General features: G+C 48.0%; 1 pseudogene. It reads left to right on the top strand.

What is annotated here, in order from left to right:
- Nucleotides 1–563, top strand: a pseudogene (locus R8N47_RS27320) (secretin N-terminal domain-containing protein); the annotation flags it as partial.

Below are 563 nucleotides of genomic sequence, written 5' to 3'. Positions count from 1 at the left end.
TCACCGCGATCCGGTTGAAGTGAAGCAAGCTCTCAATGAATCTATCAATCAAGCGAATAGCCGCGCGTTGGAGGAAATTCCTTCTTCGGTAGAAGCGGATCTTATGCCTAACTTAGACTCCAATGTTTCTTCTGATAACGGAACGTCAAAGCGTTTTCGTATCCAAGCCAATGCAGTAGAGGCGAGAAGTTTCTTTGCTTCGTTGGTAAAAGGGACAGAATACAGCGTTGCGATTCATCCAGCGGTTCAAGGCAATATCACGATGTCATGAAATCGGGCAAAGTAATCCAAGTTTATCCGGCAGGTATGCGTACGGTGACGATTCCAGTCGACTACCTACAGTTTAAACGCTCAGGTCGCTCACTGACGAGCATTGTCACGGGCTCCGTTACTTCGGCTGGTACGTCCAATTCTGGTGGTAGCTCTGACAGCTCAGACTCTTCAGATTCCAACAACAGCAATAACGGCAATGATAGCTCGACGACATCAACAGGCGGAACGCGCATTGAAACCATCACCGAAAGTGATTTTTGGCCAATGTTGCAACAAGCGGTGGCGAACTT

The organism is Vibrio sp. 2132-1 (assembly GCF_033344315.1).
This window is presented reverse-complemented; position numbering and strand designations above follow the sequence as displayed.